General features: G+C 64.1%; 23 protein-coding genes. 16 read left to right on the top strand and 7 right to left on the bottom strand.

Annotation, left to right across the window (positions count from 1 at the left end):
* Nucleotides 1-155: 155 nt before the first annotated feature.
* From AC5592_RS26575 to AC5592_RS26565, 3 genes are read right to left on the bottom strand one after another with little or no spacing between them, the layout of a single operon-like run.
* On the bottom strand, nt 156-1352 hold the full coding sequence (locus AC5592_RS26575) for an acyl-CoA dehydrogenase family protein (protein WP_063065805.1): 1197 nt from the start codon (nt 1350-1352) through the stop codon (nt 156-158).
* Between the two features lie 42 nt (nt 1353-1394).
* Complete coding sequence (locus AC5592_RS26570) at nt 1395-2246, bottom strand: fumarylacetoacetate hydrolase family protein (protein WP_063065804.1); 852 nt, start codon at nt 2244-2246, stop codon at nt 1395-1397.
* A gap of 50 nt (nt 2247-2296) precedes the next feature.
* Nucleotides 2297-2779: a flavin reductase family protein gene (locus AC5592_RS26565; RefSeq protein ID WP_063065803.1), complete on the bottom strand. Its 483-nt coding sequence runs from the start codon at nt 2777-2779 to the stop codon at nt 2297-2299.
* A 359-nt stretch (nt 2780-3138) separates the two neighbouring features.
* Between AC5592_RS26565 and AC5592_RS26560 the strand changes: the two genes are divergently transcribed.
* Nucleotides 3139-3819 carry a TetR/AcrR family transcriptional regulator gene (locus AC5592_RS26560; RefSeq protein WP_084507222.1) on the top strand — a complete coding sequence of 227 codons (681 nt, stop codon included), beginning with the start codon at nt 3139-3141 and terminating at the stop codon, nt 3817-3819.
* A 120-nt stretch (nt 3820-3939) separates the two neighbouring features.
* Here AC5592_RS26560 and AC5592_RS26555 read toward each other — a convergent pair whose 3' ends face one another.
* Nucleotides 3940-4512, bottom strand: coding sequence for a TetR/AcrR family transcriptional regulator (locus tag AC5592_RS26555; protein WP_063065801.1), 573 nt, complete (start codon nt 4510-4512; stop codon nt 3940-3942).
* Between the two features lie 94 nt (nt 4513-4606).
* Here AC5592_RS26555 and AC5592_RS26550 point away from each other — a divergent pair, with 94 nt between their 5' ends.
* The 12 genes from AC5592_RS26550 to AC5592_RS26495 all read left to right on the top strand — a co-directional run bounded on the left by AC5592_RS26550 (nt 4607) and on the right by AC5592_RS26495 (nt 15969).
* Nucleotides 4607-5416 carry a class I SAM-dependent methyltransferase gene (locus tag AC5592_RS26550; RefSeq protein ID WP_063065836.1) on the top strand — a complete coding sequence of 270 codons (810 nt, stop codon included), beginning with the start codon at nt 4607-4609 and terminating at the stop codon, nt 5414-5416.
* A gap of 209 nt (nt 5417-5625) precedes the next feature.
* Nucleotides 5626-6327 (top strand): TetR/AcrR family transcriptional regulator, encoded by a 702-nt coding sequence (locus AC5592_RS26545; protein WP_198163942.1) that lies wholly within the window; start codon nt 5626-5628, stop codon nt 6325-6327.
* Between the two features lie 66 nt (nt 6328-6393).
* Nucleotides 6394-7191 carry an MlaE family ABC transporter permease gene (locus AC5592_RS26540; protein WP_232329569.1) on the top strand — a complete coding sequence of 266 codons (798 nt, stop codon included), beginning with the start codon at nt 6394-6396 and terminating at the stop codon, nt 7189-7191.
* A complete protein-coding gene (locus AC5592_RS26535) occupies nt 7191-8057 on the top strand; it encodes an ABC transporter permease (protein WP_063065798.1) in 867 nt (288 codons plus the stop codon). Before AC5592_RS26540 ends, AC5592_RS26535 begins: the two co-directional genes overlap by 1 nt.
* A 65-nt stretch (nt 8058-8122) precedes the next feature.
* Nucleotides 8123-9154 (top strand): MlaD family protein, encoded by a 1032-nt coding sequence (locus AC5592_RS26530; RefSeq protein WP_063065797.1) that lies wholly within the window; start codon nt 8123-8125, stop codon nt 9152-9154.
* Nucleotides 9151-10158 carry an MlaD family protein gene (locus tag AC5592_RS26525; protein ID WP_063065796.1) on the top strand — a complete coding sequence of 336 codons (1008 nt, stop codon included), beginning with the start codon at nt 9151-9153 and terminating at the stop codon, nt 10156-10158. Before AC5592_RS26530 ends, AC5592_RS26525 begins: the two co-directional genes overlap by 4 nt.
* Nucleotides 10159-10265: 107 nt before the next feature.
* Nucleotides 10266-11189: an MlaD family protein gene (locus AC5592_RS26520; RefSeq protein WP_232329568.1), complete on the top strand. Its 924-nt coding sequence runs from the start codon at nt 10266-10268 to the stop codon at nt 11187-11189.
* 29 nt (nt 11190-11218) lie between these two features.
* Complete coding sequence (locus tag AC5592_RS26515) at nt 11219-12292, top strand: MlaD family protein (protein ID WP_232329567.1); 1074 nt, start codon at nt 11219-11221, stop codon at nt 12290-12292.
* An 8-nt stretch (nt 12293-12300) separates the two neighbouring features.
* A complete protein-coding gene (locus AC5592_RS26510) occupies nt 12301-13389 on the top strand; it encodes an MlaD family protein (protein WP_232329566.1) in 1089 nt (362 codons plus the stop codon).
* Entirely contained in the window at nt 13386-14354 is a 969-nt protein-coding gene (locus AC5592_RS26505; RefSeq protein ID WP_063065792.1) for an MlaD family protein, read from the top strand. The genes AC5592_RS26510 and AC5592_RS26505 overlap by 4 nt, the downstream gene beginning before the upstream one ends.
* Before the next feature lie 38 nt (nt 14355-14392).
* Entirely contained in the window at nt 14393-15010 is a 618-nt protein-coding gene (locus AC5592_RS26500) for a hypothetical protein (protein ID WP_232329565.1), read from the top strand.
* A 141-nt stretch (nt 15011-15151) separates the two neighbouring features.
* Nucleotides 15152-15969, top strand: a protein-coding gene (locus AC5592_RS26495; protein ID WP_198163941.1) for an IS5 family transposase whose coding sequence is annotated in 2 segments (ribosomal slippage) — nt 15152-15505 and nt 15508-15969 — 816 coding nt in all. Because the reading frame shifts where the segments join, the coding sequence is not laid out codon by codon here.
* Between the two features lie 8 nt (nt 15970-15977).
* On the opposite strand, the gene AC5592_RS26490 is transcribed toward AC5592_RS26495, so the two are convergent.
* The 3 genes from AC5592_RS26490 to AC5592_RS26480 form a co-directional block, all read right to left on the bottom strand.
* Nucleotides 15978-16214: a hypothetical protein gene (locus AC5592_RS26490; RefSeq protein WP_157122232.1), complete on the bottom strand. Its 237-nt coding sequence runs from the start codon at nt 16212-16214 to the stop codon at nt 15978-15980.
* Nucleotides 16215-16503: 289 nt separating this feature from the next.
* On the bottom strand, nt 16504-16935 hold the full coding sequence (locus AC5592_RS26485; RefSeq protein ID WP_063065788.1) for a type II toxin-antitoxin system Rv0910 family toxin: 432 nt from the start codon (nt 16933-16935) through the stop codon (nt 16504-16506).
* A gap of 144 nt (nt 16936-17079) precedes the next feature.
* Nucleotides 17080-17823: a TetR/AcrR family transcriptional regulator C-terminal domain-containing protein gene (locus tag AC5592_RS26480; RefSeq protein WP_232329564.1), complete on the bottom strand. Its 744-nt coding sequence runs from the start codon at nt 17821-17823 to the stop codon at nt 17080-17082.
* A 77-nt stretch (nt 17824-17900) separates the two neighbouring features.
* Between AC5592_RS26480 and AC5592_RS26475 the strand changes: the two genes are divergently transcribed.
* Genes AC5592_RS26475 through AC5592_RS26465 form a run of 3 tightly spaced genes read left to right on the top strand, consistent with a single transcriptional unit; the run spans nt 17901 to nt 21231 of the window.
* A complete protein-coding gene (locus AC5592_RS26475) occupies nt 17901-18755 on the top strand; it encodes an alpha/beta fold hydrolase (RefSeq protein ID WP_063065786.1) in 855 nt (284 codons plus the stop codon).
* Nucleotides 18686-19648 (top strand): alpha/beta fold hydrolase, encoded by a 963-nt coding sequence (locus AC5592_RS26470; protein ID WP_232329563.1) that lies wholly within the window; start codon nt 18686-18688, stop codon nt 19646-19648. The genes AC5592_RS26475 and AC5592_RS26470 overlap by 70 nt, the downstream gene beginning before the upstream one ends.
* Nucleotides 19645-21231: an FAD-dependent oxidoreductase gene (locus AC5592_RS26465; RefSeq protein ID WP_063065784.1), complete on the top strand. Its 1587-nt coding sequence runs from the start codon at nt 19645-19647 to the stop codon at nt 21229-21231. The genes AC5592_RS26470 and AC5592_RS26465 overlap by 4 nt, the downstream gene beginning before the upstream one ends.
* Nucleotides 21232-21329 lie beyond the last annotated feature (98 nt).

The raw sequence follows: 21329 nt of genomic DNA, 5'->3' as shown, positions 1-21329 counted from the left end.
AAGTACGGTTCAGTACTTACCATAGCGGTCCGCTCGCTCGGGGGTACGTGCGCCTGGTCCGAGTCGCATTCGGCGAAGCGTCACCGCTGCCGAGGGCGTGGCCTGCACGCCCTCGGCGGGATTACTTATATACGACCGTTGGATCGACTTGCTGCTCAGACGAGCGGTGTGATCTGCTCCGAGATGCCGAGCAAGGCCTTGCCGTAGGTTTCCATCGAAACGTGCGGCAGGGTCACCGCGTGCCGGGCGGCGGTATTGGAATCGCGCCAAATTCGCTGCATGGCGTTGACTTCGGCGAATGCTCCCGAGCCGTGAGCGTCGAGCAGGATGGTCAATGCCTCGTTGATGCTGCGCAACGCGATCGCGACATCGCCTCTGATCCGGGCGCGGTCGAGCAGCTCCGGGTAGATGCCGGCCTCGGCGTACGCCTGGACGTCGTCGGCTGCTCGATAGGCGTGCAAGTGCGCGGTTTCGATCTTCATCGCAGCCTCGGCGACCAGCAATTGGAAGGCCACGGAGTCCGCTTGCCGGGTGATCGTGGTGTACGCCAGCGCCTTCTCCGCCGCTTTGGTGCGGACCAGCTCCAGGGCCGCACGACCGAGGCCCAATTGCGGTCCCAGGACCGCGACGTTCAGGAACGAGGTCATGGCCGAGCGGTAGAGGGGCGCATCGGGATGTTCGGAGATGTACTCGCCCATCAAGATCGGAAGAAGGGGCACAACGCGGGTATCGGGAACGAACACGTCTTCGGCGACGATCGTGTTGCTGCCCGACGCGCGCATCCCCGCGACATACCAGGTGTCCTCGACCTGGAAGTCCCCGCGGGGCATTGCGATCGCGACTTGGTCGAGCGCCTGACCGTCGTCGTCGACCAGCAACGCCCCGTTGGTAGCCCAGTCAGCGTGCAAGCTGGCCGAAGCGTAGGGCCAGCGGCCGTTGACCCGGTAGCCCCCGGCGACCTTGCGGACTGTGCCGGAAGGCGCCAGCACACCGGCGATGATCAGATCGGGGCTCGCGGCGTACATCTCCGCGAAGTCGCTGCCCCCTTTGAGGGCGGCCAGCCAGGAATTGGTGTTCGACAGCATGACCACCCATGCCGCGCCCCCGTCGGCTTCGGCGATCGCCGAGGATACGTCCAGCAACGCACGCGAGCTGGTCTCGAGGCCGCCCACTCGACGCGGTACCAGGATTCGAAACGCGCCGGCTTCCTTCAGTGCGTCGATCGTCTCCTCGGACACGCGGCGGGCCGAATCGCCCTCGGCCGCATTTTTCCGGATCAGCGGCGTCAACTCCTTGATACGCGCCAGCACATCCTCGATGGTCTCGATCCGGTCATTCTCTACGGTGGTCATGTGTGCTCCAAAATTACTGTTGGGGTTGAAAATTCGGCAGGATCACGCCGGATCGGCGGCAACGATGGGGTTTCGCAGTTCGCCGACACCGTCGATCCGGCTGATCAGGGTCTGGCCGGGCTTCAGGAAGCGCGGTGGATTCATCGCGCTGCCGATGCCCGCAGGTGTGCCGGTGAACAGCAGGTCACCCGGCAGCAGCGGGAGCAAGGCCGACAACCGTGAGATCAGCTGCGGCACTGGAAAGATCATGTCTTTGGTACTTGTCTTCTGCACTTCCTCTCCGTTGAGCGTGCAGGTCATGTGCAGGTCGTCCGGATCGGGCAGCTCGTCAGGGGTGACCAGCCAGGGGCCGATCGGGCCGTAGCCGGGAAGTGATTTGCCGAGGCTGAATTGCGGTGCGGAACCTCGAAATTGGATGGCGCGCTCAGAGATGTCCTGGGCCACCGCGACTCCGGCGACATGCTCCCAGGCGCGATCGGACGAGACGTTGCGGGCACCGACACCGATTACAACCGCCAGCTCGATCTCCCAGTCGGCGGTTCCGTTGGTCGGTACGGGAATGCTGCGGTGGGCGCCGGTCAGGCAACTCGCGAACTTGGTGAACACGAGCGGGTCGCTCGGCAGATCGAGACCCGACTCGGTGGCGTGCTGCCGGTAGTTCAGTCCGATGGCGAAGATCTGGGGTGGGCGTGGCACCGGAGGTCGCAGGAGCGTGGGGTCCAACGGCTCGGCGGCGGACAGATCGGCGCTGTCGGCCCACTCCCGGAACGCGGTCCAACGCTCGTAGACCGCCTGCGGCTCGGCGGCGAAGCGGCCGCCGCTGGCGCGCTGGACGTCGACGGTTCCGGCTGCCGTTACGATGACCAGGCGATCGCCGAGGTTACCGATCTTCATTGTCGCTCCTTGGGTGAAAGATGTTGTGGTACTGCTGGATTCGATGTCCGTCAAGTGACGAGACGGCGATATCGTGAGCCGTGGAAAACCAGGGGGCGTGCGGTGGGATGTGCGTGGAGGCCGCGGATGGCGAGTACGACGATCGTGTGATCGCCTGCACGGAACTCGTCGTGCAGGGCGCAGTCCAGCCAGGCTGCCGCGCCGGATAGCAGCACGGCGCCCTCGGCGGTGCACTCGTATTCCACGCCCGCGAACCGATCCGGGGAGCGCGACGCCAATTGCCGACACATCGGCTCCTGCTCGTCACCCAGGATGCTGAGCCCCAGCCTGGGCGCATCCCGCAGCGAAGCCCAGGTCTGGGAACTGTTCATGATGCAGATCGACACCAGCGCTGGGTCCAGCGACACTGAGGTGAACGAGCTGACCACCATGCCCGCGGGTTGTTGGTTGCGCATTGCGCAGACCGCGATGACGCCACTGGGGAAACAACCGAAGGCCAGCCGCAGTTGGTCCGGGCCGCTGGGCGTGGTCAACGCTGACGGCGTGGCTTCGGTCCCGAAGCTGTTGCTCAGCCAATAACTCCGCGGAAACCTGGGGAGCCGAGTTCCTTCGGATGACGGTCCCGTGGTGTTGGGGAGGCGAGTGGTTTGCCTGCCGATTCGGGCCAGTTTCTTACCGGCGTCCATGGTCGCCTCCTTGTTGCGATCCGCCCTGAAAAACGCACGGCAACGGTGCGATGTACCGGGTCTGCTGCCACGGCGGATGGGTGAGTCGGGTCACATCAGGTGACCTGGCAGTAGGGTAACCATTTCATTGATTTGCTGTCAACGACTTGAAATCAACTTGTTTTTTCCCAGGTCACCGGGCACTATCGGGCACAGGGTGTTCGGTGATGGAGGGCGCAATGACTAGCACGACCGGTAAGAGCCGACTGACCTCGCGCGCCGTGCAGGCCGCCGAAACCCGGCAGCGCCTCGTCGATGCCGCGGTCGAGTTGTTCGCCGAGCGCAGTTATGACGAGGTGGCCGTGGCTGACATCTGCCGGGCCGCCGATGCCGCCCATGGGCTGGTGTTCCACTACTTCGGCACCAAGCGCGGCCTCTATTTGGAGGCGATACGGGACACGTCGAATCGCATCTTGCAGACCCATGTGCTGCGTCCCGAAATATCGCCGGTCGAGCAGATCCGCAGCGCGTTCACCGCGCAGTTCAGTTTTCTGGCCGCTCATCGCGGGCTCGCTCTGCGCCTGGTGCTAGGGGGGCGGGGCGCTGATCCCGAGGCATGGGACGTGCTCGAGGCGGGCCGGTGGCAGACCATCGAGGCCTGGATCTCGCTGCTGGGGCTCGACCCGCGGAACCAGGCCTTACGCATGATGATCCGGTCGATTGTCGGCGCGATCGATGAGGCCGCCGTCTACTGGCTGCAGAACGATGAGCCGTTCGACGTCGGCGCAGTGGTCGGGTGCTTGATGGAACTGACCGTTGCGGCGCTGCGTTCGGCCGCCGCACTGGACCCCACACTCGACGTGGAGTCTGCGCTTCGGCCGTTGCTCGACGAATTCTATGGATCCTGAAGTCCAGCAAAGATTTTCGCGGATAGACCGTTGTGGGTGACTCCGGAGTGGCGAAGTGAGCTGCGCGGAGGCGCGCCGACGCGGCAGCGCGCGCACATTTGCGAGCCGTCGTTGAAATGGTTACCCGGTTCGCGGCCGAATGACCCGTGCGGCGGCTTCTACCGCGCTTGCTCGGCGGTGTGCGATCACCGCGGGGTTGTCGGTGAGTGCGGTCGGGTCGGGCCATCGTGCCCAGGAAAGTCCGATGCCGAAGAGCATGACGAGCAGCTCGAGCGGGTCCCATACCGGATCGACAAGGTTTCGCTGTTGGGCTTGCTCGATCGCGGCAAGGGTCTGTGCGGGGATCGGTTTTCCGGCCGCCTGAGGTTCGTCGAGTGTCAACCCTTCCAAGTGCGCCCAAGTGATCATGCGCAGGAAGTCGGGTCGCTGACGGGCGAGATCGTAGAGCTTACCGACGAATTCGGGGACGTCGTCGGGCTCGAGAGTGACTATCTGGAAGAACTCGGCGCCGTCTCGGGCCGCCACTTCCCGGAACAACGCGGCCTTGTCGCCGAAGTGGGCGTACAGACGTTCCTTGCTGGCGTGGGCGGCGTGCGCGATGCGGTCGATACGCGCACCGGCCAGACCGTATCGTGTGAACTCTTCCTTGGCGGCGGTCATGATCGCCTCGCGCAATTCTGCCGTGCGTCGCATCCGCTGAGCATAGGCTGAGAACAGCCAGAAGAACTAGTTCGTTTGTTAGCCTGGTCGCATCAGCTGTGTCGAGCCGCTTTCCGGGAGGATGGCCATGACGGGTGCGAGTGAAGTCGAGTCGGCAATCGCCACTATGCCGCGAGGTGGGCCGAATGCGTCCTGGCTGGATCGGCGGATGCAGACCGATGTGTTGGAGTACACCGACCGCTACGACATTCCGGACGAGGTCAAACAGAAGGTCATCAAGAGCCTGGACCGCGTGGGAACACGGGGCAAGGTGCATGAGAAGAGTGCGCGTGCGGCGCTGCGGGTGGTCTCGCATATACGCGCGCCGCGCATACTCGAGATCGGCGCCGGCCATGGGAAGCTTTCCGTCAAGATCGTGGAGTACCACCCCCGGGCCGCCGTCACCGTGAGCGATCTCGACCCCACCTCGGTCGCCAACATCGCCGCCGGCGAATTGGGTGCACACCCGCGGGTGCGCCCGCAAGTAGTCGATGCGACCGCGATAGATGCCCCCGACGACAGCTACGACCTTGTCGTTTTCGCTATGGCGTTTCATCACTTGCCGCCGGCTGTGGCCTACAAGGCGATCGCCGAAGCCACTCGGGTGGGAAAGAGATTCCTGGTCATCGACCTCGAGCGGCCGTCGCCGAGGAAACTTGCGCTGGCTCTGATTCTGACGCTCCCCCTCTGGAGCGCTGCTCTCCTCCCGCCGGTGCGCCCGCTGCTACACGACGGGCTCATCAGCATGTTGCGTGCCTACAGCCACTCGGCATTGGCGACGCTCGGCCGGGCCGCCGACCCGCGGATGCGCATCGAGTTCTTGCCCGCTCTGACGTGGTTCGGGCCACCGTCGACAACCGTCTTGTTTTCGCGCCCGGACATCACGCCGGATCGGTAACCCACTGACGCGAGGCTGTGCGCGCCATCGAGGGGCAGTCCCGCGATGCGGCCGAGCGGGGTGGCCCCGAGCTGGATCCCACGAGTATGGCGTTCTACCTGGCAGTTAATTCGGATATGCCGTAGCCGAATAGCGGTCACAAAATATCGGCAACGATGTTACTGAAATGTGTTGACGTCTGCCGTGATAACGGTCACACTGTATCCACTATGAGTGGACGAGCTACTGCGGCGGATCAGATCGACCCGGAATCCGCTCTTCGTGCCCAGCGTGCCCACGGCAGTCCCGGGGGGGTGCTGGAGCCGCAGGATGCCGGCGCGGTGAACGCCCGGGCGCGAGGCGCGCTGCGCACACGCGCCGCGCTGATCCGAGCAGGCCGCCGGGCATTGGGTAGCGGCCGGGCCGCACGGCTCGGCATCGCCGATCTGGCCCGTCACGCCGGTGTCGCGACCGGATCCTTCTACACCCACTTCCGCGACAAAGATGAATTGCTCGACCTGGTTATCGCCGAGGGGGTCGAGGACCTCGCCCGAGTGCTGGACAACGCGGCCGCGGGTATCTATGAGCCGGTCGAGGTCGTCCGAGCGCAGGTGCGAGCGCTCGGTGCGCTCGGCCTCGCCGATCCCGACGCCGCCGCGATCGTCCTCGCCGCGCGATCCCGGATCCTCGATAACCCCGATATCCGCTCACGCCTATCGTCCGGCATTAGAGCGGGGCTGTCGGCGGGGTGCTTTCACGTCCACGATGTGGGAGCCGCTGTCGACCTGACATGCGGGGTCGTTGTGGCGATGCTGCGAACTTCGCGGCGTGATCCGGCCGCTCTGACAGCGGAGTGGATCGAGACCCTCGCCCAGCAGGTGCTCTTCACCCTGGGCCATCCGGTATGCGACGGCATCCCGAGCGAAAGATAGATTGTTTTGACTTTGGCACCAACTGTGTCCATCGAACAGCGCGAAGCGTCATCCGCGCTGCGAATCGTGCGAGCAAATTTTTCCGATACCGTGGTGTCGGGCCTACGCACCTGGGGACGGACGGTCAATCTCGCGATCGAGTCCTCCCGGGAGGGGCTGTTCGATCTGGTACGTGGCCGATTCCAGTGGCGAGAGATGCTGCATCAAGCGTGGTACATGGTCACGGTCACGGCATTGCCCGCGATCCTGATGGCGGTTCCGTTCGGTGTGATCGTCTCGGTACAGATCGGCAACATGATCCGAGAATTGGGCGGTGACTCGCTGCTGGGGGCGGCGAGCGGGCTCGGAGTCATCAAGCAGGGCGCTCCGATCGCGACGGGACTGCTACTCGGCGGTGCCGGCGCCGCGGCGATCGCCGCTGACCTGGGCGCACGCACGATCCGCGAGGAAGTGGACGCGTTGCGGGTCATGGGCGTGAGTCCGGTCCGCCGCTTGGTGGTTCCGCGCATTGCAGCGATGGTGCTGGTCGCGCCGCTGTTGAACGTGCTGATCATATTCACCGGTGTGGCCGCGGGGTACATCGTCGCGATCACCGCGCAGGGCGTGACCTCGGGCAGCTATTGGGCGACTTTCGGTTCCTTCACCACGGTCACCGATGTGGAGATCTCGCTGCTGGAGGCGGTCCTTTTCGGGTTCATCGTGGCGGTCATCGGCTGCCAGCGGGGTCTGGAGGCCAGGGGCGGGCCCCGCGGCGTGGCCGACGGCGTCAATGCCTCGGTGGTGCTGTCGGTGGTGTCCGTGCTTGTCGTCAATCTCGTTGTCAGCCAATTGGTTCAGATGTTCGTGCCGACGAGGATGGCCTGATGACCGCGACGCCGTACGCGCCGAAAGGACTGCGCTGGGCGTATCGGGTGATCCGCCGACGGCAACAGCTGATGCTGCCGATCGACTCGATCGGGTTCATGTTGTCGTTCTGCTGGCAGGTGCTGTCGGCGATACCGTTGACGCTCAAGCACTATCGGGCCCAAACCATTCGCGCCATCAGTGAAACAACGTGGGGGAGAGGCTCGTTGATCGTCGGCGGCGGCACGGTGCCGATGCTGATCGTGCTGGGTATGGTGCTCGGCGCGGCCGTGGGTATCCAGTCGTACGGCACGTTGAACATGATCGGGCTCGGCCCGCTGAGCGGGATCGTCTCGTCGTTCGCAAGCACTCGGGAGCTGGCGCCGATTATCGCGGGTATCGGATTCGCGGCGCAGGCCGGATGCCGGATGACCGCAGAGATCGGGTCGATGCGTATCTCGGAGGAAATCGACGCGATCGAATGTCTCGGTCTGCGGTCGATTCCGTTCGTGGTGACCACCCGGGTGATCGCCGGCGTGGTCGCGATCGTGCCCACCTTCCTGATCACACTGATCCTCAGCTATCTGTCCTGCGCATTGGTGGTCGTCGGCGTCCATGGCCAGGCATCGGGGGTCTACCAGCACTACTTCAGCCAATTCGTCAGCGGTCCCGATATCGCCGCTGCCGTGCTGAAGGTGATGGTTTTCGGCATCGCGGTAATCCTGATCCATTGCTATCAGGGGTTTTTCGCGACGGGCGGACCGGAGGGCGTCGGTATCGCCTCCGGACGTGCGGTGCGAGCCAGCTTCGTCGCGATCATCACTGTGGACATGCTGTTGAGCCTGGTCATCTGGGGTTTCAGCGCGACGATCACATTCACGGGGTAGCGAGAATGCCAACGTATGGGTTGCCAGGGGCGGCCACCACCGGGAAGTCCGCACGGCGGACGGGCGTGATCGCCCTCGCTGTTGTCGCGGTCGTGGCCGCGGTCTGGGCCGGGGCTCAGGGGGTGCGCGCGGATGATCGAATGCGGGTAACGCTGCGCACCGAGCAGATCGGCGACGGCATTGTCACCGGAGCGCGAGTGCGGCTGGACGGCGTGAACATCGGCGAAGTCACCGGCATCGAAAGTGCCGGGGCGGGGCAGCAGCAGATCACGCTGCGGTTGGATAAGTCCCAGATCACCGGACTCACCGACACGCTCGTCCTCGACTATGCGCCGTCGAACCTGTTCGGCATCAGCGAGGTCGAGTTGCGCCGCGGCCAGGGCGGTGTCCCGTTACACGAGGGCGGGAATGTCGATCTCACCGGAGCGTCGGCGTCTCGGGTCTCGAATGCCACGATGGGCAACCTGATTCGGTCGCTGGGGCAAACCACCGACCGGGTACTGACGCCACAGCTGGCCGATGTGCTGACCGCTCTGGCCACCGATGCCAAGGCCTTCACCCCGATCTTGGAAGCCGTCGTGATGCTGAGCCGTGCGGTCGCCGAAACTCAGCGCTACGATCCGTCCTTTCTGATCGGGCAGTACGCCTCCACACTGCATGGAACGGCCGAATTCGCCGGTGCCACTGTCGATCTGCTCGACCACATCAACAACATCGAAGTCCTGCGCACCGACCAGCCGTTATTCGACTCCGGAGTCGATATGATCGCCAACCAGTTGTTCCCCGCGATCACGAACCTGGGTCATACCGGGGCACGGCATTACACCGGCTACAGCGACATGCTGACACCGTTGCTGAACGTCACAGCCCAGATGGTGCCCACCCCACAGCGGTCGAGTGCGGAACTGCGAACCCTTCTGGAACGCATCGATCGTTCGTTCGTTGCCACCCCCGAGGGCCCGGTTCTGCGACTCGAGCTCACCGTGCGTGGGTTTCCGGTGCTGGCGGCCCCGCTGCTCGGCGCAGTGGGCAAGCGAGCCGATGCCGCGACGCCTGCACCGGGCGATCCCGCCGCGATTCCGGGAGGTACACGATGAAATCGACTGTCGGCGTCGTTGTACGGCTCGTGGCATTCGCGGCGGTGATGGCGGTGCTGTTGGCCACCGTGGTGGCGGCGATCCAGCGGCCGGTCTCCGGGAACACCGACTCGTTTCGCGTAATCTTCACCGACGCCAATGGTTTGAAGGCCGGCGACGATGTGCGGATGTACGGAGTGCAAGTCGGCAAGGTACTGACCATCGCGTTGGATCAGGGACGAGCCTCGGTAGGTGTGAGCGTGCAACGCGACCACCCGGTGTTCGAGACGAGCACCTTCGCGATCCGCTACCAGACGTTGACCGGCCAGCGGTATATCGACCTACGTCAACCCGCCGCGCCGGGGCAGAGGCTGGCGGCGGGGGCGACCGTCGCGCCCGAGCACACGATCCCGTCCTTCGACATCACCACCCTGTTCAATGGGCTGCAACCGGTACTTCGGGAATTTTCGCCCAGTGCTCTCAACCAACTCGCCGAAAGCGTCCTCGCGTTGATCCAGGGCAACGGCACCGGACTGGGACCGGCGCTGGACGCGGTGGAACAGCTGAGCCGCTATGCCGTCGATCGGCAGGTCGTGATCTCCACGCTGGTCCGCAACCTGCATGCCATCGACGACCGGGTCGGCGGTAAGTCGCCGTATCTGGAAACTCTGATCCAGGGCCTGACCGACCTGTTCACCGTGCTGGAGGACAAACTGAAAGGTCTTGTCGACTTCGCCCTAGCCGCACCGCCGGTGCTCGGCCCCATCGACGATATGCTCGCGACCCTCGGATTCACCCCCGACACCAATCCCGACCTCGAAAATGCCCTGCACGCCGCGTTTCCCGATCCGCAGGCGGCGACCGAAGTATTGGGCAAACTCCCCGGACTCCTGCAGGCGCTCGATGCGATGTTGCCTGCGGCCGGACCCGAAATGAACGGGACCTGTTCGAAAGGAAATGCGCCGGTGCCAGCCCAGCTGCGGGTATTCATCGGCGGCCAGAGGATCGAGCTATGCAACCGTTGATTTCAGGACTCCGCAAACGGATTCGCCTCGCCGGCGATCGCCCCGTCGCCGACGACCGATCGGTGCGCCGCCGCGAGCTGCGGCTCGGCCTGATCGGCGCGGCCGCGGTGGTGCTGGTACTGGCTGCCTGCGGCGTCCTGTACGCCATGCCACCGGGCCGAGCGGAATACGGCGCCGATATGACCGAGGCCGGAGCCATCCGCGCCGGTGAGGACATACGCATGGCGGGCATCACCGTCGGAACGGTCAAATCGCTGGAACTGCACGACGATCGGGTGCACATGACCTTCATGGTTGATTCAGATGTATTCGTCGGCGATCAGTCCACCCTCGACATCCGCATGCTCACCATCGCGGGCGGCCACTATGTGGCACTGACATCGGCCGGTTCGAAACCACTGCGCCACAAAGTGATTGCGAAAGATCGGGTGCACCTGCCATACACGCTCGGTCAGGCATTCCAGGACGCGGTGACCCCGATCCGCGATGTCGATGGTGAAACCCTGCGCCAGAATCTCGGCGAGCTGCAGACGGCACTCGTCCGGAGCCCGGACGGCCTGCGACAGCTGGGACGTGCGGTGGATTCCGTCGTCGATATCCTCGACAAACAGAATGCGGACGTCTCACGGGCACTGGCGGTTTCGCAGGAGTACTTGTCTGCGATCAGCGGCAACACCGCGCTGTACGGTCGACTCAATCGCGAACTCAACCTCACTACCGACATTCTCGTCGGCAAGCGGGCCGAGCTATACGCATCATTGGATCTGCTCGAACGGCTGCTGTCGCGCCTCGCGGCGGCCGAACCCGCTTACGACAGCTCGCTGAAACCCATGCTCGACAAACTCGCCGAGGTGGTCCCCGAGCTGGAGAGGCTCACCGGCCGACTCGACCAAGTCGTGGCCACCGTCGAGCACCTGGGGCAGCAGCTGCAGCAGATCGCCGATGGACCGAATGGTCCCGCCATAGACCGATCCGCGACAACTGTGCCCGCCCCCGCACTGTGCATTCCGGTGCCGGGGAGGTCGTGCTGATGCGCCGATTTCTTGCTTCCCGCGGATTCATGTCGGTTTCGGCCGTCCTGGTCATCGTCGTACTCGCGGCCGCCGGGTACGTCGTGCTGACCGGCGCCGATAAACCGATGCGCTCGTACTGCGCGATGATGCCGGACGCGGCGGGGCTCTACCTGGGCAGCCACGTCACCATGCTCGGCATCCCGGTCGGCTCGGTGACCCGGATCGAACCGTCCGGTGACGAGGTGCGGGTCGACTTCCGAGTCGAATCCGATCACCCACTGCGCGGCGACGTTTCAGCGGTGACCCTGTCCGACACCCTGGTCGCCGACCGTAACCTCGCGATGCTGTCGGCACCGGAACCCGCGCCGAAGTGGGACTCCGGGCGCTGCATCACCCGCGCACTCACTCCGAAGAGCATGACCCAGACGCTGGACGCCCTGTCGAAACTCGCGACCGAGATGAGCGCTCCGGACGACCCGGCCCGACAGGGCACGGTCAGCGGCGGTCTTTCGGCCCTGGATACCGCCGTGTCGGGCACCGGCCCCGCACTCAACGAGTTGCTGTTCACGCTCGGTGACGCACTGAAATCACCGGACGCCGCGATAGGACGCATCGGCGAACTGATCGACGCGATCAACACACTCGCCGCGGCGATGAAGAACAACTGGGGCGATCTCGAACATATGCTCACCCGCCTGGCCGGCATGTTGGACCAAGCCAACAACGAGGTCATCGCGCCGTTCGTCGGGATCATCGACGCGCTGCGGGTACTGCTGCCCTGGTTCAACGACATCACCACGAAATTCGGGCGGCCGCTGCTGAACCTCGTGCGGGCGAGCGTGCCGATGGTCCGCTGGGTCGGCGCGAATGTCGGCACACTCGAGCAGTTGGTCGACATGATTCCGACGCTGACCGACGCCTTCCGACGCTCGGTCGATCCCGGCACCGGACAGGTCGCACTCGCCTACGCCGCCCCCAAAGTGGCTCTCGCCCAACCGGATGCCGATCAGCTGTGTGCGGCGATCAACATCGCTGTTCCCGGCCGGTGTCGCAGCGCCGAGCACGGTTTGGCCGATGTCGATCTGGTTCCGCTGGTACTGGCCATCGCGGGAACGAAATGAGGACCGGGTTGCCACTGTCGAAAACTTCGCTCTGCACCCGCGCAAGACACTGGGGTGCAATGAAACTCACGACGAAGCTGCTCGCGTTCGCGGTGACGGGATGCACGCTGGGAGGCTGCGCACTCGATCCGTCGGCCATTACGGTCCCAGGCATGGGTCGTGGCGACGGTTACCGGGTGCATGTCGAGTTCGCCAACGCGCTCAACCTGCCGGGGCGGGCGAAGGTGATGGCCAACGGCGTACAGGTCGGGGACCTCGCGAAAGTGCGCGTAGTGGATCCCGCGGCCACCGCCGCAGGCCACGTGATCGCAGACCTCGACATCGATCGTGCGGTGAAACTGCCCACCGCCACCACCGCACAACTGCGGCAGAACACCCTGCTGGGTGATGTTTTCATCGAGTTGACCACACCGCCGAACGGATTCGACAAAACCATCGCCGACGGCGGCACCATCCCGATCGCACAGACGAAACCAGCCGTACAGGTGGAAGACGTCATGGCCGGCCTGGCGACATTCGTTCAGGGCGGTGCGGTGCGGCAGTTCCAGGACCTGGTGAATCGCATGAATGCGGTATTGCCCGAACAGCCTGCCGACAGCGCGCATATCGCGCAGGTGATCGGCGCGGACTTCACCGATGTCGCACGGCATCTCGGCGAGGTCGACAACTTCCTCGACGGTATGGAAGCCAATGTGGCCATGGTGCTCGACCGCGATCGAGCATTGAGCGGTCTGCTGAATGAGCAGGGCGCCACACATGTCACCTCGGCGCTGAAATCCCTGATCCTCGTGCTCGGGCTGGCCGGTGCGATGGGCGACATCACCCACGCCCTGACCTGGATGACGCCGCTGGTGACGGCGGGCGACGCCGCGGCAAAAGCTTTTGTGCCCTTGTTGTTCACCGATCGGCCACTGGACCTGGACGCGCCATCGAACCTCAACCGACTCGTGTCACTGCTTCGAGACCAGATCATTCCGTTCATCGAGCATGGGCCCAAAGTGGACATCACCGGTGTCGACACGGGAAATGGAGTCCCCGCGCAGGAACAAACCAGTCGGATCATCGATACCTTGCGCATGATCGGAGCAGTGCGTTGAAATCACGAATCCTCGGTCCCGCACTGTCATTGAGCAGCATCGCCGTGGTAGCACTGCTCGCTCTCGCCTACCTCACCTTCGACGTAGTCGGCGTCGACTGGTTTACCAGCTATTCCAAACTGACAATGACACTGACCAATTCGGGCAGCCTCGGTCCGCAATCACCGGTATTGCTGTCCGGGGTTCGCGTGGGAAAAGTCGTGTCCGTGCGCAACGGCGTCGGCGGCGTTCAGGTCAGCATGCGAGTGCGCGACGATTACCACATCCCGGTGGCAAGCACGGTCAGCATCGAAAACCTCTCGGCGCTCGGCGAACCACAGGTCCAATTCACGCCCGTAAAGGCCGCGGCCGCCCCGTATCTGCGCGACGGACAACACATCGACACTCGGGCCATCCGGACGCCGACCTCGATACCCGAGGTAGCCCGGCAGGTGACCCATTTGATGGAACAGCTAAACCCGCAGGCGATCGGTGACCTCGTCGATACCTTCACCCGAGGACTGGCGGGCGCCGAAGTGATCGTGCCGCAGCTGGCACGATCCACCAGCCTGCTCGCCGCGACCCTGCTGTCCCGCACCGACGCCATACACAGCATGCTCATCGACCTGCAGGCGTTGGGCGCGGATATGAATTGGACCGGCCCAGCGATGAGCGCTGCCGCACCCGGATGGAACCAGGTCGGAACATCGACGGACAACCTCGCGCAATCCATCGAGAGACTCGTCCGGATCGGACGGATGCCGGACATGTACGTCCAAGGCACCGGCCTCATCCCGTTCTCCGCCGAATTGACCGACTACCTCGAGCAGATGGGCCCCGACATGGCGAAGCTGGTGCCGGTGCTCACTCCATTGACCACGCATGCCGCCGGGCAGCTGAGTCGCGTCGACGTCAGCGCGCTGATTTCGCAAGCACTCGCCGAAACCGGGGACGGCGCCTTGCGTTTGCAGATCAATGTCAAATAGCCGGCGAACAGGTCGAAAACCACACCCAAGGAGCACACATGACCATCGATGCCAACGAACGAATTGACGAAGAAACGACAACTGACCGACCGGAAGGGGCTGAGGACAACTCCGTAGCGACCGGGCGCGCATCGGGGACGGTGTCGATACGACTGTCCGCCATCGCACTCGGAGCCGCGATCATCGCTCTGGTGGCGGCAACGGGCGTATTCGCCGCGCTGTGGCTTTCGGCTCGCGGTCAGCTCAGCGACCGTGACGCCACCGCCGCGGCCGACCGCCGTGCCGAGCAAGTCGCCACGGATTACGCGGTCGGCGCCTCCACCATCAACTTTCAGGACTACAACGCGTGGATCGCCAAGCTCAAGGCGAATACCAGCCCTCAGCTGGCGAATAAATTCGATGCCACCGCACCGAAACTGCAGGAAATCCTGGTGCCGTTGAAATGGTCCTCGACTGCAAAACCGGTCAGCGCCGTGGTCACCTCGGAGATCGGCGGCGTATACAAGGTGAACGTCTTCCTGAATGTCAACTCCACCAACGCCCAGACTCCCGACGGAGGCCAAACGACGGTGACGTATAACGTCACCGTCGATTCGGGTGCGGGATGGAAGATTACCGATGTCGGCGGTATGGACGGCGCTCTACCGCTGAAATGAGTCTATTTGCACTGCTGGAATGGTCGATCAGAGTCGGTGTCCGCGCCAGCGGAAATAAGACCGTGTCTTAGACCGTGTCTTACGTGGTTGTGATTTGGTTCTGCTGCGTCGGATCCGGTTGTGCTGCATGATGTTCGGCTTGTGGTCGATGAGTTGTCCAAACGCCTTGTTCCAGACGAACTATGGGCTCTGGCGGAGCCGCTGCTACCGGAGTTCACCCCGCGCCCGCAAGGCGGCGGCACCGCGCCCACCGACGAGCGTGCGGTGTTCACTGCTGTGGTGTTCGTGCTGACCAGTGGTTGTGCGTGGCGGATGCTGCCGCCATCGTTCGGTGTCACGGTCCCGACCGCGCATCGCCGGTTCAGTGCGTGGACTGACGCCGGGCTCTGGCGGCGATTACACCGCGCTGTGCTGGATGAGCTGGGTAGCAGAGGTTTGATCGACTGGTCGCGTGCGGTGATCGACGCGGCGTCGGTGCGAGCGAAAAAGGGGGACCTTTGACCGGGCCGAGCCCGGTCGACCGCGGCAAGGCGGGTTCGAAGATCCATGTGCTGTCCGATCGTGCGGGAATCCCTCTGTCCGTGGGTGTTTCGGCCGCCAACACCAATGATGCGCAGGCGCTGCGCCCGTTGGTCAAAGCGATCCCCTCGGTCCGATCGCGACGCGGCCCACGCCGGCGCAGGCACGCCAAGCTGCACGCCGACAAAGCCTATGACGCCGCTGACCTGAGGAAATGGGTGCGTGATCACGGCATCGGCGTCCGGGTCGCTCGCAAGGGCATCGAATCCTTCGATCGCCTCGGCCGTCACCGATGGGTGATCGAACGCACCATTTCCTGGTTGACCGGCTACCACCGGCTCAACATCCGCTACGACCGCAAGGCCACGCATTTCCTCGGCTTCCTCACACTCGCAGCGGCACTGACCTGCTACAAGAAACTCGCGAAATCCGCGACATGAGACACGGTCTAAGGAACAGCGGCCGGAAAAAGATAATAGGTGGGGAACCGCGGCGACGCTTTGACCGTGCGGCCCACCGCTGTCGTCAGCAATTGCTCGACCTCGTGGACGGCGCAACTTCGTGGTGCGACGAAGTCGATATCCCCATTCACCACACGATCCTTGCAGACCAACTCTTGCACGATGAACGGGGCCACGTCTTTTCGACTCACATAGCTGATGTGGCGCGACTTGTCGATAGGCAACAAGAACCTGCCCTTGTTGAGCAAATCCAGTCGCGGGTCGAAAACATCTCTGCCAGCACGATCGTCGCTTCGGGACAGCGACGCGCAAGCGTATCGGCGTCGCGGGCGAGGAGACGGACCGAGACTCCTTGGGCCGGGAGGCCGCGTACGAAGACTTCGGCCACTTGGCCCGAACACCCGATCGCGGCAACGGTTTGGCTTGGCTCGTTCAATCGAACCACCTTTCCAGTATCACCGAATCTGGCCCGAACCGCGGGCCATAAACGGCGCGCGGTGCGGCTGACAGATATCAGGCGACGAGCCCCTGAGCCTTTTTCAGTGATTTGTCCAGGGCGCCGACGAGCGAGTTCTTGAAGACCCCGCCCATGGGGCCGTCGATCATCCCGCCGTCGATACTGGCTGTTATCTCGACCGTGGTGGTCTCGGCCTCGCCTCGCAGGCTGATGGCGAGTGCCAGCTTGACGCCTGCCCTTGTGGTTCCGCCCAAGGCGAGCGAGCGTGGCGCGTCGACATTCTCGAAGGTCCAGTCGATGGTGATCGGCATGTTCATCACGCTCGCGCTCGCGGTAGCGGTGTCGCCATTGGCGAGCTGGGCTGGGACGGCGCTCTTCCACGATTTGTGAATCACAAGCCAATCGCCCCAGCGCGACGGATCGCCGAGGACCTTCCAGACCTCGTCGGGGCTGGCCTTGTAGCTGGCGCTGGTTTGCACGGTACGCATGCGATTCTCCTGTTGTCGGCACACTCGCGATCTCCGCGCAACGGCGGCTGTCACCACGCGGAGTCCGGGTATGTAATTCGGATACAGCGTATCCGAATTAATCCCGAGCGCCAAGATGGACCGAAGCAGCGGCATCCGAACGAATCAGGTGGGGTCCACCCCGTCGGCCGCCGCGTCGTGCAGCGGCACGAGGCCCGCGACGAGCAACTGCAGGCCGAAGCGGAATTCGTTTTCCAGGGTTTGTCTCGGCAGGCAATCGGCGACGGCGATCGTGGCGGGGAATCGCGCTGGATCGAGTTGGCGGTAGAGCATGGTGAGTGGGGTGGGGTCGATGTTGGCTTCGGTGTCGTGGCCTTGGATTTGGGCGGCGAAGCCGATGGCATAGCGGGCAATGGTGGCGTAGACGAGTGCCGCGGACTTCGGGGGGAAGCCGTTGGCGAGCAGTAGGGCCAGGACTCGCTCGCGCAACATGAGCGAATTGGGTCCGATCGGCACCTGCTCGATGAGCAGGGGCGCGATCCCGCGGTGACGGTGCAGGACCGCGAAGATGGCCTCTGCAGCAGTGATGCATGCGCGCTGCCAGTCGTCATCTGGCACGTTCTCATCGATTTCGATCTCGCCGAGGACCGAGTCGACCACGTGGGCGATGAGTTCGGCACGGTTGGCGACTGCTCGGTAGAGCACGGCGGTGCCTGTTTCGAGGCGTTGGGCGAGTGTGCGCATCGACAGTGTGTCGGCGCCTTCCTCATCGATGATGCGCAGTGCGGTCGTCACGATCCGGTCGAAGGGGACCCGTGGGCGGCCAGGGGTGCGGCGTGCTGGGGTCTCGGCGGCGTCTGAATCGGCGGTGGTCACATTCGCATTGTTGCGCATCGACGGTCTGGACACATGACCACCATAAAATGGTCACATTGTTGCCAGTATCACTTGACCAGCCGTCATGTACCGGCAACACTGTAACCATTATGAGTAGACGAGCAGTCGCCGATGATTACATCGATCCTGATTCGCGCTTCGCGATAGTCGAGGGCCGTAACGTCCACTACAAGCGGGCCGGGGCGGGGCCTGCGGTGTTGCTTCTGCATGGCAGCGGCTCCTCGCTGCACTGCTTCGACGAGGTGGCTGCGGCGTTGTCGTCGTCGTTCGATGTGATTCGCCCGGACCTGCCCGGCTTCGGGCTCACCGGTCCGCGCGCCGACCGGGACTATCGCATACAGACATACACCAAGACGGTCGGTGCCTTCTTGGATTCCGTCGGAGTCTCCAAGTCATCGGTGGTCGGCAATTCCCTCGGCGGCAATATCGCCTGGAATTTCACGCTCGATCACCCGGAGCGGGTGGACCGGCTGGTGTTGATCAATGCCACCGGCTACCCGGGCAAGTCGTTGCCGTTGGCGCTGCGCTTGGCGCGTAACCCGATCGGTCGCGTGTTGGTACGACATGTGGCGTCTCGCTCGGCCACCGAACGCAATCTGCGCTCGGCGGTGGGGTCGCGCCCTTCGGTGGTGGATGACGCAATGGTCGACCGGGTGCACGCGATGCTGACCCGGCCCGGCAACCAAGAGGCGTTCATCGACTTCGCCAACACTGACCAGATCGACCGCACCGCCGAGATTCCCGCCATTGCGGCGCCGACGCTGGTGCTGCGCAGCGCGTCCGTCGATGGGCAGCATTTCACGCGCGATATCCCGGGCAGCCTCGAACGGATTCATCCCAGCGGCGGCCACCTGCTGCCCGACGAAGATCCGGAATGGGTGGCCAGTGCGCTACTGAACTTTTTGACGGCCGAGACGCACTCGCCGAAGAAGGGAAAGTCGTGAAGTACTTCGTGGTGCCCGGCGAAACCCGTCACCTGGACCAGGTCACGCGTGCCGGGCTGCGCGGTGACTTCATCGAATGCGGGGACGGGATCACGCATTACGAGATGACCGGGCCCGACGGCGGAGAGATCGTCGTGTTCGCGGGTAGTCTGACCACGCCGCTGTTCTACTGGGATCAACTCGCCGGTGAGTTGCATTCGCGCGGATTCCGCACGGTCACCTACAGTCCGTACGGACGCGGCTATTCCGATCGCGTGGAGGCTGCCTACGATGAGGCCCTGTTCGTGCGGCAAATCGCTGATTTGACCCAGCGTCTGGATCTGGCCGAACCTTTCCACCTCGTCGGCGCTTCGATGGGCGCGTTGGTGGCTATGGCTTTCGCTCAACGCCACACCGACAGCATCGCCACCTTCACCTTGGCCGGTCCCGCCGGCCTGCAGTCCACGCCGGCCTTCGCCCGCCTGCTGCGCCAGGAGATGTTGGGCACCTTTCTGGCCAAGAAGCTGGGCAGCAGAATGCTCGACCGGCACCTGTCCCACAATGTCCGGGATCCGCAGCAGTCCGCGGCGCTCACAGCGATGGTGCGCGAGTGTTACCGGTTCGAGGGCTCGATCTACGCCCTGGTCGCCACGATCGCCGACTTCCCGCTGGGTGGCCGTCAGGATCTCTACCGGCGAACCGGGACACTGCCGTTTCCGAAGATGTTGCTGTGGGGCGACGAAGATCAAGTGACTCCGATCACGAGCTTCGAGGAGGTGTCCGCGTTGCTCGCGCCGGCTGAGGCACACATCGTCTCGCCCTGCGGGCACATGGTGCCCTACGAGGAGCCGGCCCGGATGGGTCTGCTGTTCACCGCATTTGCCGATACTGCCAGGAAAGGTTCGTCACGATGAAGACCGAGTCGAGCATTCGACTGATCGACGTTCTCGTCGTCGGCGGCGGGCCGACCGGCACCGCGTTGGCGATCGATCTGACTCGTCGCGGCTTGGCGGTGCGGATCATCGACAAAGCCGCGAAGTCGTTCGACGGTTCACGCGCCAAGGGAATCCAGCCGCGCAGCCTGGAAGTGCTCGAGGATCTGGGCGTTATCGAGAACATCCGCGCAGGCGGAGGGGAATACCCTCTGCTGGGTATTCATGCGGGTCCGCTGACGATTCCGTGGCATATGATCTCCCGCAACGAGCTGACATCCGATGTGCCACACCCGAATACGTGGTTGATTCCTCAGTTCCGCACCGATGCCGCGTTGCGCACCGGACTGCGGCGGCTGGGCGTGACAGTCGAATCGAAACGTGAACTGGTCGGATTCGAGCAATCCAGGGATGCGGTCGTGGCGACGGTCGCCGGTCTCGACGGTGCGGAAGAGATCGGCGCTCGCTACCTTGTCGGCGCGGATGGTGGGGCGAGTACGGTCCGTAAGACAGCGGACATCGGCTTCGAGGGCTCGACGGACGAATCTGATCGGATGATCATCGTCGACGCCGTGGTGGACGGTCTTTCCCGGGATCGCTGGCACGTGTGGCCGCGTCCGGGCGGCCGGTTCGTCGGTGCGTGCCCGTTGCCGCACTCCGATCTCTTTCAGGTGATGATCCGTCTACAACCCGGTGAGGAGCCCGCTCTCGACGAGGACAGCCTGAACGCGCGCTTCCGCAAACAGACCGGCGACAACCGCATCCGCTTGTCGAACATCGGCTGGACATCGGTATTCCGCCCCAACATCCGGCTGGCGGACCGGTACCGGTCGGGGCGGGTATTCATTGCCGGTGATGCCGCTCATGTACATCCCCCATCGGGTGCGCAAGGACTCAACACCGGTCTGCAGGACGCCTACAACCTTGGCTGGAAAATTGGCCAGGTGCTCGCTGGGGCGCCGGAGAGCCTGCTCGACACCTACGAGGCCGAGCGGCAGCCTATCGCGGCAGGGGTCTTGGGGTTGGCGACCAAGAAGTACGAGGGCTTGGCCAAACTCGACCCGTCATCGATCAAACGCGGCGACGACGAACGCCAACTCGGCCTGCACTACCGCGGCGGCCCGCTGGTCACGGCCGATGCCGAACAAACCGGAACGCTGCGAGTCGGCGACCGCGCACCGGACGCGAAACTGCTGAACGCGGCCGGGGGCGCGCAGCGCCTGTTCGATCTCTTTTCCGGACCGCATTTCACCGCGATCGGCTACGGCCGCGCGGCCGCCGAGGAACTGGCCGCGTTGACGTGGCCGGCGGCGGGCGCGGGACTGAAAAAGGTCGCCATCAATGGCGGAGAGCAGGTCGACGCCGATGTCGTGCTCGTCGACATTACCGATTCCTTCGCCCAGATCTACGGCGTGGCCGGCTCCGCACTTCTGTTGATCCGCCCCGACGGTTACATCGGCTCCATCGCCACCACCGACATGGCTCGGGCGACGCTGGCACACGCCACCGCGATGACCCCAGCCGTCGATGCCCCCGCAGTATCCGATGTCGGGGGAAAAGGGTGAACCTTTCGGTTTAGGTTCACCATTGCGCTTGCCCTTCCGGGAGGCCATCGAAGGGAGTTGGGGTCGGGCCGCCGCCGTCGATGATCGAGTGGATGAGC

The sequence above is a fragment of the Nocardia violaceofusca NBRC 14427 genome, from assembly GCF_963869435.1.
GTDB classification, from domain to species: domain Bacteria; phylum Actinomycetota; class Actinomycetes; order Mycobacteriales; family Mycobacteriaceae; genus Nocardia; species Nocardia aobensis.
The sequence above is the reverse complement of the archived record's forward strand: the minus strand, read 5'-3'. Positions and strand labels throughout refer to the sequence as shown.

Bases quoted from the DNA above. Each gene is read 5' to 3' on its own strand.
- AC5592_RS26575 (WP_063065805.1), bottom strand. From the start codon at position 1,352: ATGACCACCGTAGAGAATGACCGGATCGAGACCATCGAGGATGTGCTG.
- AC5592_RS26570 (WP_063065804.1), bottom strand. From the start codon at position 2,246: ATGAAGATCGGTAACCTCGGCGATCGCCTGGTCATCGTAACGGCAGCC.
- AC5592_RS26560 (WP_084507222.1), top strand. From the start codon at position 3,139: ATGGAGGGCGCAATGACTAGCACGACCGGTAAGAGCCGACTGACCTCG.
- AC5592_RS26555 (WP_063065801.1), bottom strand. From the start codon at position 4,512: ATGCGACGCACGGCAGAATTGCGCGAGGCGATCATGACCGCCGCCAAG.
- AC5592_RS26550 (WP_063065836.1), top strand. From the start codon at position 4,607: ATGACGGGTGCGAGTGAAGTCGAGTCGGCAATCGCCACTATGCCGCGA.
- AC5592_RS26545 (WP_198163942.1), top strand. From the start codon at position 5,626: ATGAGTGGACGAGCTACTGCGGCGGATCAGATCGACCCGGAATCCGCT.
- AC5592_RS26535 (WP_063065798.1), top strand. From the start codon at position 7,191: ATGACCGCGACGCCGTACGCGCCGAAAGGACTGCGCTGGGCGTATCGG.
- AC5592_RS26525 (WP_063065796.1), top strand. From the start codon at position 9,151: ATGAAATCGACTGTCGGCGTCGTTGTACGGCTCGTGGCATTCGCGGCG.
- AC5592_RS26515 (WP_232329567.1), top strand. From the start codon at position 11,219: ATGTCGGTTTCGGCCGTCCTGGTCATCGTCGTACTCGCGGCCGCCGGG.
- AC5592_RS26500 (WP_232329565.1), top strand. From the start codon at position 14,393: ATGACCATCGATGCCAACGAACGAATTGACGAAGAAACGACAACTGAC.
- AC5592_RS26485 (WP_063065788.1), bottom strand. From the start codon at position 16,935: ATGCGTACCGTGCAAACCAGCGCCAGCTACAAGGCCAGCCCCGACGAG.
- AC5592_RS26475 (WP_063065786.1), top strand. From the start codon at position 17,901: ATGAGTAGACGAGCAGTCGCCGATGATTACATCGATCCTGATTCGCGC.
- AC5592_RS26470 (WP_232329563.1), top strand. From the start codon at position 18,686: ATGGGTGGCCAGTGCGCTACTGAACTTTTTGACGGCCGAGACGCACTC.
- AC5592_RS26465 (WP_063065784.1), top strand. From the start codon at position 19,645: ATGAAGACCGAGTCGAGCATTCGACTGATCGACGTTCTCGTCGTCGGC.